The 15,084-nt window shown below is 38.8% G+C and carries 12 protein-coding genes and 1 tRNA gene; 12 read left to right on the forward strand and 1 reads right to left on the reverse strand.

Going from position 1 to position 15,084, the window contains the following annotated elements:
• The first annotated feature begins 3 nt into the window (after nt 1-3).
• From QOL71_RS01220 to QOL71_RS01275, 12 genes are all read left to right on the forward strand, one after another.
• Nucleotides 4-1,914: a sialate O-acetylesterase gene (locus tag QOL71_RS01220; protein ID WP_283415195.1), complete on the forward strand. Its 1,911-nt coding sequence runs from the start codon at nt 4-6 to the stop codon at nt 1,912-1,914.
• 218 nt (nt 1,915-2,132) lie between these two features.
• Nucleotides 2,133-3,587 (forward strand): MFS transporter, encoded by a 1,455-nt coding sequence (locus QOL71_RS01225; protein WP_283415196.1) that lies wholly within the window; start codon nt 2,133-2,135, stop codon nt 3,585-3,587.
• A 243-nt stretch (nt 3,588-3,830) separates the two neighbouring features.
• Nucleotides 3,831-4,952, forward strand: coding sequence for an endo-1,4-beta-xylanase (locus tag QOL71_RS01230; protein ID WP_283415197.1), 1,122 nt, complete (start codon nt 3,831-3,833; stop codon nt 4,950-4,952).
• A gap of 186 nt (nt 4,953-5,138) precedes the next feature.
• Complete coding sequence (locus QOL71_RS01235) at nt 5,139-6,113, forward strand: glycoside hydrolase family 43 protein (protein WP_283415198.1); 975 nt, start codon at nt 5,139-5,141, stop codon at nt 6,111-6,113.
• Between the two features lie 79 nt (nt 6,114-6,192).
• Nucleotides 6,193-8,223, forward strand: coding sequence for an alpha-glucuronidase (locus QOL71_RS01240; RefSeq protein ID WP_283415199.1), 2,031 nt, complete (start codon nt 6,193-6,195; stop codon nt 8,221-8,223).
• A 114-nt stretch (nt 8,224-8,337) separates the two neighbouring features.
• Nucleotides 8,338-8,991: a fructose-6-phosphate aldolase gene (gene fsa, locus QOL71_RS01245; protein ID WP_283415200.1), complete on the forward strand. Its 654-nt coding sequence runs from the start codon at nt 8,338-8,340 to the stop codon at nt 8,989-8,991.
• Between the two features lie 5 nt (nt 8,992-8,996).
• Entirely contained in the window at nt 8,997-9,842 is an 846-nt protein-coding gene (locus QOL71_RS01250; protein ID WP_283415201.1) for a transketolase, read from the forward strand.
• 162 nt (nt 9,843-10,004) lie between these two features.
• Nucleotides 10,005-10,196 (forward strand): hypothetical protein, encoded by a 192-nt coding sequence (locus QOL71_RS01255; protein WP_283415202.1) that lies wholly within the window; start codon nt 10,005-10,007, stop codon nt 10,194-10,196.
• Between the two features lie 250 nt (nt 10,197-10,446).
• Nucleotides 10,447-11,412: a transketolase family protein gene (locus QOL71_RS01260; protein ID WP_283415203.1), complete on the forward strand. Its 966-nt coding sequence runs from the start codon at nt 10,447-10,449 to the stop codon at nt 11,410-11,412.
• A 419-nt stretch (nt 11,413-11,831) separates the two neighbouring features.
• Nucleotides 11,832-13,016 (forward strand): galactokinase, encoded by a 1,185-nt coding sequence (gene galK / locus QOL71_RS01265; RefSeq protein ID WP_283415204.1) that lies wholly within the window; start codon nt 11,832-11,834, stop codon nt 13,014-13,016.
• Complete coding sequence (locus QOL71_RS01270; RefSeq protein ID WP_283415205.1) at nt 12,985-14,049, forward strand: UDP-glucose--hexose-1-phosphate uridylyltransferase; 1,065 nt, start codon at nt 12,985-12,987, stop codon at nt 14,047-14,049. The genes galK and QOL71_RS01270 overlap by 32 nt, the downstream gene beginning before the upstream one ends.
• A 73-nt stretch (nt 14,050-14,122) precedes the next feature.
• Nucleotides 14,123-14,920 carry a Cof-type HAD-IIB family hydrolase gene (locus QOL71_RS01275; protein ID WP_283415206.1) on the forward strand — a complete coding sequence of 266 codons (798 nt, stop codon included), beginning with the start codon at nt 14,123-14,125 and terminating at the stop codon, nt 14,918-14,920.
• A gap of 69 nt (nt 14,921-14,989) precedes the next feature.
• On the opposite strand, the gene QOL71_RS01280 is transcribed toward QOL71_RS01275, so the two are convergent.
• Nucleotides 14,990-15,063: transfer RNA gene (locus tag QOL71_RS01280), tRNA-Arg, on the reverse strand.
• Nucleotides 15,064-15,084 lie beyond the last annotated feature (21 nt).

Raw genomic sequence — 15,084 nt, forward strand, 5'->3', positions numbered from 1 at the left:
AATATGTCAAATAATATTTTTACTAGAATTCTAGGATTGTTCCTGTTGATTTTCAGTCTTTGTGTTGAGGCTAAAATTAAACTTCCTGCATTGGTTTCAGATGGTATGGTTTTACAACGAAATCAGAAATTAAACATTTGGGGAAAAGCCGATGCCAATGAAAAAGTGGAAGTGAAATTCCTCAATAAAAGTTACAAAACCACTGCAGACCAAAACGGTAACTGGAAAATCGTGCTTCCGGAGCAGAAAGCGGGCGGTCCGTACACAATGACCATCAACGAAATTACTTTGAAAGATATTCTTATTGGCGATGTTTGGCTGGCTTCTGGACAGTCGAATATGGAATTGCCTATGCGCAGACTGACGCCGCTTTATTCAAACGAAATCAAAAATGCAAACAATCAGAATATCCGTTTTTTCACAGTTCCTCAGAAATATAATTTCAAATCGCCACAGACCGAACTGGACGGTGGGAAATGGGAAGCTACAAATCCTCAAACCATTCTGAATTTCTCTGGTGTTGCTTATTTTTTTGCTAAAGATATTAGTGAAAAAAATAAAGTTCCGGTAGGAATTATTCATTCCAGTTTGGGTGGTTCGCCAATCCAGGCTTGGATGGACGAAAATTCTTTGAAAAAATATCCTGAATATCTGGACGAAGCCAAAAAATGGCAGAACGATGATTTAATAAAATCTACAGAATCTTCAGAACAGGCGCTTAGTAAGGCTTGGTATGCGGAATTAGACCAAAGCGATATTGGATTCAATCAACACTGGGAAAAATTTGATTTAAATGATTCCGACTGGAAAGCGATGCAGATTCCCGGGGCTTGGGAAGACAAAGAAGGTTCTTTTGAAGGTTCGGTTTGGTTCAGAAAAGAAATTACTTTAACTAAAAATCAGGCGGGAAAAGCAGCATTTTTAAATCTTGGAAGAATCAAAGATGCTGATGTAACTTATATCAACGGGACAAAAGTCGGAAACGTAACTTACGAATATCCTCCGCGTTGGTACGAAGTTCCAGCAGGAGTTTTAAAAGAAGGTAAAAACGTCATTGCTGTGAGAGTTTCTAACGGAAGCGGAAAAGGACAGTTCATTGCAGACAAACCGTATTACCTTGAAATCTACGGACAGAAAATCGATTTAAAATCCGAATGGAAATATAAAATCGGGACAAAAATGGAAAAAATGGCGCCCGGAACGACCTTTATCCGTTGGAAGCCGACAGGATTGTACAATGCGATGATCAATCCTTTAATTAATTATAATATCACGGGAGCAATCTGGTATCAAGGCGAAAGCAACACCGGAAAACCAAAAGAATATGGCGATTTGTTAACCACGATGATTACAGACTGGAGAAATAAATTCAATAACAAAGAAATGCCATTCATCACCGTTCAATTGGCTAATTTTATGGAGTCAAAATCACAGCCGATAGAAAGTAACTGGGCGGAACTCAGAGACCAGCAGCGTAAAGTTTCATTACAGATTCCAAATGCCGGACTTGCCGTAATAATCGATGTCGGAGAATGGAATGACATTCATCCACTCGATAAAAAAACAGTAGGAGACAGGTTGGCTTTGCAGGCGATGAAATTGGCTTACGGGAAAAACATCGTTGCAGACGGACCGGTTTATCAGTCAATGAAATCAAACGGAAATAAAATCGTTCTTACTTTCAAAAAAGAAACCGATGATTTTGCGCCAGTTTCAGAATTGAAAGGTTTTGCCATCAAAAATGCCGATGGAAAATGGGCTTGGGCAAAAGCAAAAATCGAAGGAAAAACAATTGTGGTTTGGGATGATTCGGTAACAACTCCAGTTGCAGTCCGTTACGACTGGGCAGACAATCCCGATGGAAACCTGAAAAATAAAACGGGACTTCCCGCATCGCCTTTCACAACGGAATAACTTAAAGCTTAAATTCCTTAATTTAAATAAACTTGTTTATTTCTAATTTATTTAAACATTAAGGATTTAAGAAATTTAATAATAAGTAAAAATTTTAAGAAATTAACAAGTCAATTTTATTTAAGAAAAATTAAGTCTCTTAAATTCTTAATGTTTAAAAATCTTTCATCTATCAGTCTATTATCTATTTATCTCAATAAAAAACAACCATAAACTATATGAACAATCCATCTCAGAAAATATCTGTCGTTGAAAAAATCGGCTACAGTTTGGGAGATTTAGCGGCCAATCTGGTGTTCCAGACTTTGGTGACTTACTTAGCTTATTTTTACACCGATATCTACGGATTAAAGCCGGAAGACGCCTCCATTATCACTCTGATCGTCGGACTTATTGCCGGTTTCGGGTTCAATCCGCTGGTCGGCGCTTTGGCAGACAGAACACGAACCAAATGGGGAAAATTCCGTCCGTGGATTTTATTTTCTGCCGTTCCGCTCGGTGCAGCAGCACTTTTTGCATTCAGCACACCCAATTTTTCGTATCAGGGAAAAATGGTTTATGCAGCAGCAACCTACACAATTTTATTACTCCTGTACGCAGCTAATAATTTACCGTACGCAGCACTGAGCGGCGTGATTACAGGCGATATGGGCGAGCGAAATAGTATTTCATCTTACCGTTTTGTAGCGGTGATGTTTGCACAGTTTTTCGTTCAGGTATTTATGTTGCCAATAATTTTATCGGCAGGGAAAGGCGACAAAGCAGCCGGAATCGAAATTGTAATGACCTGGTTGGCGATTATCGGAACGATTATGTTGCTTATTACATTTTTCACCACCAAAGAAAGAGTCATTCCAAAACCGGAGCAGGAGTCCTCTTTAGGAGCCGATTTAAAAGACTTAAAGAAAAACAAGCCTTGGATAATAATGTTGGTAGTTACAGCCTTGATTTTCATTACTTTGGCAATGAAAGGCGGTTCATACGTTTATTATTTCAACAATTATGTGGATGAAACTTCTTTGAAAAATTTCATTTCGCCGATTACCGCATTTTTCAGTTCCATCGGAATGAATTTCTTCGGTGAAGACCCTCGTTCAGCAGGTTTCGGGCTCTTCAATGCTGGCGGAATCATTATGATGATTGTTGGGATTACCTTCTCAAAAAGATTTGCCGACAAATACGGGAAAAGAGATGCGTTCATCGCTTCCCTGTTTATTTCAACTTTATTTATTGTTGCATTCATCTTTTATCCGCCAAAATCGGTAGGATTAATGTTCCTTTCCCAGATTTTACACGGCTTTTTCTACGGAATCAGTACACCGTTGCTTTGGGCAATGATTGCCGATGTAGCCGACTATTCCGAGTGGAAAAACAACAGACGCGCCACAGCAATTATTTTTTCCGCAATGATGGTGGGATTAAAAGTTGGGTTGAGCATCGGAAGTTCGTTGGTTTCTTCCATCATTGGTCATTACGGCTATATTTCATCCGAAGGAACCGAAAATGTTATCCAACCGGAATCCGTTGCAAACGGTGCTCAGATGCTGGTCAGTATTTTTCCGGCCATTCCGTTTTTTGCGGCGTGTGGATTGTTAATGTTCTACGAAATCAACAAAAAAATGGAAACCCAAATCGAACAGGAACTCAAAGAAAGAAGGAAAAAAGAAGATTAATATTGGTTTGATTATTTAGGCAGCTTAATCCGTCTTCCACTCCCGCTTTTTTGTTCCGCTTTGCTCCACAAAAAGAGCTCCGTTCAAGCCGGGCTGCGAGAGATTCGATTTTTTAATTTAATGATAATTAAAAAATTAAGTTCTGTATTTCTTAGCTGAGTTTACGCCTTTGCGAACCTTAAAAAAGTATAGTAGTCAAAAAAATCTTTGCGCTCTTTGCGTTTAAAATTTAAAAAATTAACAATGAAAAAAATAGCCGCATTATTAGGAATTTTAGCCTTGACCGTTTCCTGCAAAACAGCAAGTTCGGCATCCTCAAAAGATTCCCTGAAAGATGCCTACAAAAATAAATTCTACATCGGAACCGCAATGAGCCTTCCGCAAATTGACGGTACCGATGTGAAATCGGATGACATCATCAAGAAGCAATTCAGCTCCATTGTTGCGGAAAACTGTATGAAATCGATGTTTATCCAGCCTCATGAAGGGAAGTTTTTCTTTGGTGACGCGGATAAATTCGTAGAATTCGGGGAGAAAAACAAAATGTTTATCATCGGTCATACCTTGATTTGGCATTCTCAGTTACCAAGATGGTTTTTCGTGGACAATGACGGAAAAGATGTTTCACCCGAAGTTCTGAAACAGAGAATGAAGAGCCATATTTCAACTTTGGTTGGCAGATACAAAGGCCGTGTAAAAGGTTGGGATGTCGTAAACGAAGCGATTATGGAAGACGGAACGTACCGCAAAAGCAAATTTTACGAAATTCTGGGCGAAGAATTTATTCCGCTCGCTTTCCAATATGCGCAGGAAGCTGACCCGAATGCCGAACTCTATTACAACGATTACAACGAATGGTTTCCGGAAAAAGTAAAAACCGTTACCAAAATTGTTAAAGATTTGAAATCAAGAGGAATCCGTATCGATGGAATTGGAATGCAAACCCACGTTGGATTGGACAATCCAAAACTGGAAGAATACGAAAAAGCAATCACCAATTACGCAGCGGCAGGAGTAAAAATCAACGTTACCGAAATGGAAATCAGCGCACTGCCTTCACCGTGGGGAACTTCAGCCAACGTTTCCGACAAAGTAGAATACGAAGCAAAAATGAATCCTTACACCAAAGGATTACCTGAAAATGTGACGAAAGAGTGGGAAAACCGCTATCTGGATTTCTTCAGACTATTCCTGAAACATCAGGATAAAATCAGACGAGTGACATTGTGGGGCGTTACCGACAATCAATCCTGGAAAAACGATTTCCCTGTAAAAGGCAGAACCGATTATCCGCTTCCATTCGACAGAAATTATCAGGCAAAACCAGTTGTAGAGAAATTAATTCAATTAACGAAAGAAAAATAATTATTAAACCACAAAAGTAACAAAAGACTTACTTTACAGTTAAGAGCATCAAAAGAACAAAAAAGCAAAACGTCTACTGCGGCTTCCTTTTTTGAACTTTTGATTAGCTAAAATTTTCAATCATTTCTTTTGTGTCTTTTGTGGTTAAAAAATAAAATCTATTATCTAAATATCTAAACTATAAAAATGAACAAAGCAAAATACCTTTTCCCGAAAGATTATATGGCAGACCCTTCCGTACACGTTTTTGAAGGAAAACTTTATATTTATCCATCACACGACCGTGAAAGTGGTATTGAAGAAAACGACAACGGCGATCATTTCGATATGAACGATTACCACGTTTTCTCCCTTGATGACGTGGAAAATGGCGAAGTTACGGACCACGGCGTAGTCCTTTCGGTAAAGGATATTCCTTGGTCGGGAAGACAGCTGTGGGATTGCGATGTGGCTTTCAAAAATGGCAAATATTATATGTATTTTCCACTGAAGGACAAAAATGATATTTTCAGAATCGGGGTTGCGGTTAGCGATAAACCTTATGGACCATTCATTCCTGAAAAGCATCCGATGATGGGAAGTTACAGTATCGACCCTTGTCTTTTTGAGGATAACGGAAAGTATTATATGTATTTTGGCGGAATCTGGGGCGGGCAATTGCAACGTTACAGAAATAACAAAGCATTGGAATCTGCCATTCTTCCTGCCGATAATGAGCCTGCCATTTCATCAAAAGTAGTGTTGTTAAACGATGATATGCTGGAATTTGGCGAAGAACCGAAAGATGTTGTGATTTTGGACGAAAACGGAAATCCTCTACTTCACGGCGATAAGCATCGTTTTTTTGAAGCGTCCTGGATGCATAAATACGACGGAAAATATTACTTTTCATATTCCACAGGAGATACCCATTTGATTTGTTATGCCGTTGGTGATAATCCTTACGGTCCGTTTACTTTCCAGGGTGAAATTTTGACGCCTGTTGTAGGTTGGACTACACATCACAGTATTGTAGAATTCAAAGGAAAGTGGTATCTGTTTTTCCACGATTCCGTCCCAAGCGGTGGAAGAACATGGTTGAGAAGTATGAAGGTCGTAGAAATTGAATACGATAACGACGGTAAAATCAAGACGATTGAAGGACTGGAAGGCCATCAATAGGAACGGGCTTTAGCCCGTTTAAAAAAGTGACATACCATTTGGCTTTAGCCAAAACTTAAATAATTTTAAAAATTTAAGAATGCAACATTTCCGACATTACATATTACTGTTTCTAATTCTTCCGTTAATGGCTTTTGCTGAAGACGGAAGTCAGTTATGGCTGAGATATCCGGTCAATCCGAAGCCAAGAAATATTGTAAATTCAAACAGTAAAAGTCCTACCATTGAAATCGCCAAAAAGGAACTGAACCAACATTGGGTAGGACAAGCCGTTGATTTAAAAATTGATAGATTTCCGGAAAATTTTAAAGACGGATATAAGATCGTTTCTACTCCGAAAAAAATCAGCATTTTGGCAAAAACAGACTTAGGATTGTTGTACGGAAGCTATCATCTGTTGAATTTACAGCAGCAGAAAGCCGATTTTTCTAATCTGAAACTTGAAGAAAAACCTTCCTATGATGTAAGAATTCTTAACCATTGGGACAATCTCGACGGAACCATTGAACGTGGTTATGCCGGCCATTCGCTTTGGAAGTGGGAAGATTTACCTAATAAAATTTCGCCGAGATACGAAGAATATGCAAGAGCCAACGCATCCATCGGAATCAACGCAACAGTATTGAATAATGTGAATGCTTCACCAAATATGCTTCGTGAAGATTATCTTAAAAAAGTCAAAGTTTTAGCCGATATTTTCAGACCTTACGGAATCAAAGTTTATCTGTCTGTCAATTTTTCTTCACCAAAAGTTTTGGGTGGATTACAGAATTCAGACCCATTGAATCAGGATGTTCAGAAATGGTGGAAAGATAAAGCGGCAGAAATTTATAAATTAATTCCTGATTTCGGAGGATTTTTGGTAAAAGCCAATTCCGAAGGACAGCCCGGACCGCAGGATTACGGAAGAACGCACGCAGACGGAGCCAATATGATGGCAGATGTTTTGAAACCTTATGGCGGAATCGTTATGTGGAGGGCATTTGTTTACAGTCCGAGCAAAGAAGACCGTGCGAAACAGGCGCATCTGGAATTTGTTCCGTTAGACGGAAAATTTAGAGATAATGTCATTATTCAGATTAAAAACGGACCCATAGATTTTCAACCTAGAGAAGCATTCAATCCGCTTTTTGGAGCGTTGAGAAAAACTTCGGAAATGGTCGAATTTCAAATTACCCAGGAATATTTGGGACAGGCCAATCATCTGGTTTTTTTGGCGCCGTTATTCAAAGAAACTCTGGACAGTGATACTTTTTCGGATGGGAAAGGTTCTACGATTGCTAAAATTACAGACGGAACTTTAAGACCTGCAAAACTGACGGCCATTTCAGCAGTTGCCAATATAGGGGAAGATAAAAACTGGACGGGGCATCACTTTGCACAAGCTAATTGGTACGCTTTCGGACGTCTGGCCTGGAATCACGATTTAACCTCAGAACAGATTGCAGATGAATGGATTAAAATGACTTTCACGGATAACAAAAACTTTGTAAATCCGGTCAAAGAAATAATGCTTACTTCACGTGAAACTGCCGTAGATTATATGATGCCGCTTGGTCTTCACCACATTTTTGCCGGTGGACACCATTACGGTCCGGAACCGTGGGGCGATTACAAAGGCGGAAGACCCGATTGGTCACCGGTGTATTATCATCAGGCCAATGCAGAAGGAATCGGATTTGACAGAACAAAAACGGGAAGCAATGCCGTTTCGCAATATTTTCCGCCATTGAATGAAATTTACGGCAACATCAAGACAACTCCTGAAAATCTGATTTTATGGTTCCATCACGTTCCTTGGGATTATAAAATGAAAGACGGAAAAACACTTTGGGATGAGTTGTGTTACAAATATGATTCTGGAGTTCACCAAGTGAGAGATTATCAGAAAACCTGGGACAAAATGCAACCTTATATTGATCAGCAAAGGTTTTCAGAAGTTCAGAATAAATTGAAGATTCAGGCTGAAGATGCCGTTTGGTGGAAAGATGCGTGCCTGTTATATTTTCAGACATTCTCCAAAAGACTAATTCCGTCTGATATTGAAAAACCTGTTCACCAGCTTGACGATTTAAAGAAAATCAAGCTCAATATGGGACATCACAATTAATAAATCTATTTAAACTTAAACAAATAACTTTCTGAATCTTTTTGAGACAGGAAGTTGTTTGTTTTGTAAATTAAGTGTAATTTCAACACTTAAATAAAATTAACAATATAATCTATGAAATTTTTTATCGATACTACCAACCTGGAGCAGATAAGAGAAGCTCAGGATCTGGGAATTCTTGATGGCGTTACAACCAATCCGTCCCTGATGGCAAAAGAAGGAATCAGCGGGAAAGAAGCTATTTTGCAACATTACAAAGACATTTGCGAAATTGTAGACGGCGATATTTCGGCAGAAGTCCTTTCCACAACTTATGGAGAAATGATCAAAGAAGGCGAAGAATTGGCAGCCATTCATCCAAATATCGTGGTAAAAGTTCCCATCATCAAAGATGGAATCAAAGCCATCAAATATTTTTCCCAAAAAGGAATCCGTACCAACTGTACTCTGATTTTCTCAGCCGGACAAGCACTTTTAGCAGCAAAAGCAGGAGCAACTTATGTCTCTCCATTCTTAGGAAGGCTGGATGATGTTTCCACAGACGGTCTTCATTTAATCCAGGAAATCAGAACCATTTTCGATAATTATGGATATGAAACTGAGATTTTGGCAGCATCTGTTCGCCATTCTATGCATATCATCAACTGTGCAAAAATTGGCGCCGATGTCGTAACTTGTCCTTTGCCACCGATTTTGTCATTGCTGAAGCATCCTTTAACGGATTCCGGCTTGGAGCAGTTCATCAAAGATTCACAAAAAATGCAATAAAATATATGCACGATATTCAAAAATTAAAAAGTATTGCTTCGCAGGTTCGCAGAGATATTGTAAGAATGGTTCACGCATGCCAGTCGGGACATCCGGGAGGTTCATTAGGATGTACAGATTTTCTCGTAGCTCTTTACTTTGATGCGATGAAAAGAAAAGAGGAATTTGATATGACGGGAAAAGGTGAAGATGTTTTTTATCTTTCCAACGGCCATATTTCCCCAGTTTTTTACAGTGTTTTGGCGCACGCAGGCTATTTTGACAAATCTGAGCTGGCAACTTTCAGAAAGCTGAATTCCAGATTGCAGGGACATCCGACGACGCACGAGCATCTTCCCGGAGTTCGCATTGCTTCCGGTTCGCTTGGACAGGGAATGTCTGTGGCAGTTGGTCACGCGGTCGGAAAAAAATTAGATAAAGATCCGAATTTGGTGTTCAGTCTTCACGGCGATGGCGAATTACAGGAAGGGCAGAACTGGGAAGCGATTATGTACGCTTCTCACAACAGAGTTGACAATCTTATCGCAACGGTCGATTACAACGGTCAGCAGATTGACGGGCCAACATCCAAAGTACTATCTCTCGGAAATCTTAAAACCAAATTCGAAGCTTTTGACTGGAAAGTTCTTGAGGTAGAAAACGGAAACGATATGGAAGAAATTCTGAAAGTTCTGGACGAAGCCAAATCTTTGACAGGGAAAGGTCAGCCGATTTGTATTCTTCTGAAAACAGAAATGGGTTACGGTGTCGATTATATGATGGGAACTCACTCGTGGCACGGGAAAGCACCGAATGACGAGCAATTACAAAAAGCTTTAGATCAACTCGAGGAAACTTTAGGTGATTATTAATTTGAGAATTATTTGGGCAGCTTAATCCGTCTTCCGTTCCCGCTTTTTTGCAAATTTGCCAACGCTTTTTCCCATACCAAATTTGCAAAAAGAGCTCCACTCAAGCCGGGCTGCGAGAAATCGAGGAACGAGATTCATCGATTCAAAATAAAAAATAATAAAGTGGAGATAGATTCGCCGTTCCAAATCAATCAACGAACAAAACATTCAAGAGAAAAAGTTTTCGGGAAGAACAATGGAATTTATTGTGATGTTAAATTACAGGTCGCTCCTACGGAGCTGGATTCTCTAGAATTAATTTTTCTATTAACAGCTCGCCACGCTGTGGCTCAATCTAAATACGTTTTAGAATAATAAATGCTCCGTAGGAGCGAACTGATAATAGATCAAAAATAATTCGGCATCACAAAACCTCGTAGAAGTGACCTGTAAAGCTTTTAGTATTCACAAAAAAAATATTTTGTAAAAACATCGGATAAAACTTACTTGAGGAATCCACTTTCTTAGCTGAGCGAAGCGCCTTTGCGAACGGAAAATATCCTCAATAAGATAAAAAAAATCTTTGCGCTCTTTGCGTTTAAAACAAAATCAACAGATTAATCAAATGAAAAAATATACCTACACAGAAAAAAAAGACACCCGAAGCGGCTTCGGAGCGGGAATGGCAGAATTGGCGTATAAAAATCCCGATGTTGTCGGACTTTGCGCAGACCTTATCGGTTCTTTAAAATTTGAAAAATTCATCGAAAAAGCACCGGAAAGATTCTTCCAAATCGGAATTGCGGAAGCTAATATGATTGGAATGGCAGCAGGTTTGGCAACGGAAGGCAAAATTCCGTTTACCGGAACTTTCGCTAACTTTTCTACGGGAAGAGTGTACGACCAAATTCGTCAGTCAGTTGCTTACTCCGGAAAAAATGTGAAAATTTGTGCTTCCCACGCTGGCTTAACTTTAGGTGAAGACGGCGCAACGCATCAAATTCTCGAAGATATCGGATTGATGAAAATGCTTCCCGGAATGACGGTCATCAATACCTGCGATTACAACCAGACCAAGGCGGCAACCATTGCGATTGCAGATTACGAAGGTCCGGTTTATCTAAGATTCGGAAGACCGGTAATTCCTGTTTTTACCGATGAAAATCAGAAATTTGAAATCGGGAAAGCCTGGATGGTGAATGAAGGAAAAGATGTAACGATTGTAGCAACAGGACATTTGGTTTGGGAAGCCATTAAAGCCGGAGAAATTCTTGAAGAGCAGGGCATCGATGCAGAAATTATTAATATTCATACTATTAAACCTTTGGATTCGGAAGCCATTCTTAATTCCGTTAAAAAAACGGGTTGTGTAGTAACTGCGGAAGAACACAACAGACTAGGCGGACTAGGCGACAGCGTTGCACAGCTTCTGATTACAGAATATCTTGCGCCTCAGGAATATGTTGCCGTCAATGACAGTTTCGGGGAAAGCGGAACGCCTGATCAGCTTATGGAAAAATACGGATTAACAGCGAATGATATTGTTGAAGCAGTGAAAAAAGTGATGAGCAGAAAGTCAGAAAGCCTGTAATATTGCATTGTTAGAAATGCGGTTATTTAACCACAAAGTACACTAGGTTTTTCACAAAGTTCGCAAGTTTTGTGTTCCTTGTAAATTTCTTTGTGCTCTTAGTGGTTAAAAAAGTGATGAGCAGAAAGTCTGTAATATTGCATTGTTAGAAAATGCGTTTATTACCGCAAGGAACACGAAATTCGCAGAAAGGTCACAAGTTTTGTGCTCCTTGTGAATCTCTTTGTGCTCTTAGTGGTTAAAAAGAAGGTCATCGAAACAGAAAAATAGAAAGGTCTCGGTTATCAATATGAATCCTGTCACGTCACCAACTGTCTTCTCCGATTGAGCAGGACAGTCACCTAAACAGAAAACCGTAACTTTAGTCATTAATTTAAATTTAAACTTAAACTTTCCATTCAATATAATTTGCAGATTTTATGCAGGAGAATTTAATCAATTACACAAAAGAGGCCTTTCGGTCGGCTTTTGAATCGGAGCCGGAACGAATTTTTCTCGCTCCTGGAAGAATCAACATCATTGGAGAACACGTAGATTACAGCGACGGATTTGTGCTTCCGGCTGCCATTGATAAACACATTTGCTTTGCCGTAAAAAAAACGGATGATTCTACAATCTCTTTTTTTGCCAAAGATTTTAACGATTCTTTCAATTTTGATGTTAATGAAAAACAGTTTCCGGTTTCGCAGACCTGGGTTAATTATTTGTTGGGCGTTTTCAATGTCGTTCAGGAAGCAGGAAAAGAAGTAGGAGGTTTGCAGATTGCTTTCAGCAGTACAATTCCGATGGGTTCAGGTTTGTCGTCTTCGGCAGCTTTGGAATGTGGATTTGCTTATATTCTCAATGAACTTTTCGATTTACATTTAAATAAAAAAGAACTCGCTTTGATTGGACAAAAATCCGAGCATACCTTTGTAGGTGTAAAATGTGGCATTATGGACCAGTTTTCTTCTGTTTTCGGGAAAGAACATCAGGTGATAATGCTTGATTGTAACTCTTTGGACCATCAGTATTTTGAGGCCAATCTTGAAGGTTACAGTCTGGTTTTGTTTGACAGTTGTGTGAAGCATACACACCTCACTTCCGGCTACAATGACCGTAGAAATGATGTAGATAACGGCAAAAAAATATTGTGGCAAAAATTTCCTGAAATAAAGAAATATCGAGATTTTACTTTTGAAATGCTGGATGAGGCAAGAACAGAAATGGGTGAGATTTCCTATAAAAGATGCTTTTATCTTCTCAAAGAAATCAAAAGGGTGGAAAAAGCTGCAAAAGCTTTGTCAGAAGGTGATGTAGAATATCTTGGTCAACTTTTGAACGAAACGCATTCCGGACTTTCGACCGAGTTTGAAGTAAGCTGTAACGAACTGGATTTTATGGTTGAAAAGACCTTACAGGAAAATGGCGTTCTTGGCGCGAGAATTATGGGCGGCGGTTTTGGCGGTTGCAGCATTAACCTTATTAAAGATGAAAATGTAAGTCAGGTCATTGAAAATATCAGTGCTCAATATAAACAGGCTTACAACATCGACATGAAAGTCTATCAAGTAAAAATATCGGACGGAATTAATGAATACTACAGAAATGAAATCGTCATTTAATCAAAAAGACCATCCTCACAGAAGATATAATCCGCTTTTGGACGAGTGGATTCTTGTTTCTCCGCAACGTGCAAAGCGACCTTGGCAGGGACAAACAGAAAAAACATCAGAAGAACAGCTTCCGGCTCATGATCCGAATTGTTATTTGTGTTCAGGAAATGTTCGTGTAAACGGCGAGAAAAACCCTGATTATAAAGGTGTTTACGTTTTTGATAACGATTTCGGTTCTCTGATGAAAGATGATGTGGAATTTTCTGAGGAAAGTTCTGATTTTTTTTCATTAAAACCTGAAAGAGGGATCAATCGTGTCATTTGCTTTTCGAAAAATCACAGTCTAACACTACCTGAAATGGAAGTTGATGACATCAAAAAAGTCGTTGATGTTTGGCAACAGCAATATAAAGAATTGGGAGGACTAGATTATATCAGCCACGTTCAGATTTTTGAGAATAAAGGTCAGGTGATGGGCTGTAGCAATCCGCATCCGCACGGGCAGATCTGGGCGCAGTCTTCAGTTCCTTCTATTGTGGCAAAGACACAGGAAAACCTTAAAAAGTATTTTGATAAAAACGGAACTTCTCTTTTGGAAGATTATGTGAAAAAAGAGCTGGAAATTAATGAAAGAATTATTCTTGAAAATGAGGATTTTGTCGCATTAGTTCCTTTCTGGGCGGTCTGGCCTTACGAAACCATGATTGTCAGCAAAAGAAAGATTGAAAATCTGATTGAGTTTTCCGAAAACGAAAAATTATCTTTAGCATCAATAATAAAAGATTTAACTACGAAATACGACAATCTTTTTGAGATTTCTTTTCCGTATTCAGCCGGGATTCATCAATCGCCAACTGATGGAAAACCTCATCCTGAATGGCATTTCCACATGCATTTTTATCCGCCATTGCTGAGAAGTGCGGAAGTGAAAAAATTCATGGTCGGCTATGAAATGCTTGCTGAAGCGCAGCGTGACGTTACACCGGAGCAGAGTGCGGAGATATTGAAAAGTCTTTCTAACACACATTATAAATGCGGATAAAAAGATAGTTTTATCTTTGCAACACTTTTATTAATCAGAGAAAATCAATCGATTTTTCTATTACATTAAATTTATGAAAGACATTAAACTGATTGTCACCGATATGGATGGTACTTTTCTAAATTCTCAATACGAAGTCAGTCCGGATTTCCCTCAGATTTATCAGGAATTGAAGAAGAGAAATATCCTTTTCGTGCCTGCAAGCGGAAGACAAATGCCGGGAATTACGCAGTATTTTACAGAAATTGAAAATGAAATCGGTTTTATTGCTGAGAACGGTGGTTATGTTATCTATAAAAATGAGGAATTGTTTGCAGATAAACTGGATCATCAATTCATAGTCGAAATTATAAAAACCATCCGTGAAATACCTGGTGCGAGAGCTGTTCTTTCTGCAAAGAAAAAAGCGTACTATGAAAGCGAGGATGAAGCATTTGTGAATTATTTTACCAGATATTATACGGAAAATCAGAAAGTTGATGATTTGACTTTGGAGGTGGATGATGATGCTTTTAAGATTGCTATTTACCATCCGGAAGGTTCAGAGAAAAATATCTATCCATATCTTAAACATTTTGAAAATGAGAATCTTGAGGTTGTAGTCTCAGGAAAATACTGGGTTGATATTATGAACCGAAACATCAATAAGGGAAAAGCTCTGGAAATTATTCAGAAAAAATTAAATATCCTTCCTTCTGAAACAATGGCTTTTGGCGATTATATGAATGATATTGAAATGCTGAAAAACTCCAAATTTTCCTATGCAATGCAAAATGCACATCCGTTTGTAAAAGAAAATGCAACTTATTCTGCTCTCACAAATGATGACTTCGGTGTAGTAAGTATTATCAGAGATTATTTGAAATTATAATTCAAGTCAACAGGATTCTAATAAAAAATAGCGTCACTTTTAATGACGCTATTTTATTTTGATTATGTGTGACCTCGACAGGATTCAAACCTGTAACCTTCTGAGCCGTAATCAGATGCGCTATTCAGTTGCGCCACGAGGCCCTGTTTAAAGGTTTGCAAATA

It is taken from the genome of Epilithonimonas pallida (assembly GCF_900182975.1).
Taxonomy (GTDB): Bacteria; Bacteroidota; Bacteroidia; order Flavobacteriales; family Weeksellaceae; genus Epilithonimonas; species Epilithonimonas pallida.

Excerpts from the sequence above, each read along its gene's own strand:
- QOL71_RS01220 (WP_283415195.1), top strand. The coding sequence starts at position 4 with ATGTCAAATAATATTTTTACTAGAATTCTAGGATTGTTCCTGTTGATT.
- QOL71_RS01225 (WP_283415196.1), top strand. The coding sequence starts at position 2,133 with ATGAACAATCCATCTCAGAAAATATCTGTCGTTGAAAAAATCGGCTAC.
- QOL71_RS01230 (WP_283415197.1), top strand. The coding sequence starts at position 3,831 with ATGAAAAAAATAGCCGCATTATTAGGAATTTTAGCCTTGACCGTTTCC.
- QOL71_RS01235 (WP_283415198.1), top strand. The coding sequence starts at position 5,139 with ATGAACAAAGCAAAATACCTTTTCCCGAAAGATTATATGGCAGACCCT.
- QOL71_RS01240 (WP_283415199.1), top strand. The coding sequence starts at position 6,193 with ATGCAACATTTCCGACATTACATATTACTGTTTCTAATTCTTCCGTTA.
- fsa (WP_283415200.1), top strand. The coding sequence starts at position 8,338 with ATGAAATTTTTTATCGATACTACCAACCTGGAGCAGATAAGAGAAGCT.
- QOL71_RS01250 (WP_283415201.1), top strand. The coding sequence starts at position 8,997 with ATGCACGATATTCAAAAATTAAAAAGTATTGCTTCGCAGGTTCGCAGA.
- QOL71_RS01260 (WP_283415203.1), top strand. The coding sequence starts at position 10,447 with ATGAAAAAATATACCTACACAGAAAAAAAAGACACCCGAAGCGGCTTC.
- galK (WP_283415204.1), top strand. The coding sequence starts at position 11,832 with ATGCAGGAGAATTTAATCAATTACACAAAAGAGGCCTTTCGGTCGGCT.
- QOL71_RS01270 (WP_283415205.1), top strand. The coding sequence starts at position 12,985 with ATGAATACTACAGAAATGAAATCGTCATTTAATCAAAAAGACCATCCT.
- QOL71_RS01275 (WP_283415206.1), top strand. The coding sequence starts at position 14,123 with ATGAAAGACATTAAACTGATTGTCACCGATATGGATGGTACTTTTCTA.